At 57.9% G+C, this 216-nt stretch carries 1 pseudogene; it reads left to right on the top strand.

From position 1 onward, the window contains the following. A pseudogene (locus AO388_RS30210) lies at positions 1 to 207 on the top strand (hypothetical protein); the annotation flags it as partial. Positions 208 to 216 lie beyond the last annotated feature (9 nt).

The following is a 216-nucleotide window of genomic DNA, read 5'->3' on the forward strand; positions in this document are numbered from 1 at the left end:
ACCCTCGACAAACTGCGCGGCGAAACCCAGTACGAATACGAAGCCAACGGCCAGTTGCTGGCGCGCAACACCGGCCGAGTGGTCGATGGCGAAGAGTTCCGCTACGACGCCGCAGCCAACCGTCTCAACTTCAACATCAGCCGCTTCGATCACATCAAAGACAACCGCCTCAAACAGTGGGCGAACCACGAATACAAATACGACGCCTAGGGCAAC

It is taken from the genome of Pseudomonas sp. ICMP 10191 (assembly GCF_001467335.1).
GTDB lineage: Bacteria > Pseudomonadota > Gammaproteobacteria > Pseudomonadales > Pseudomonadaceae > Aquipseudomonas > Aquipseudomonas cerasi.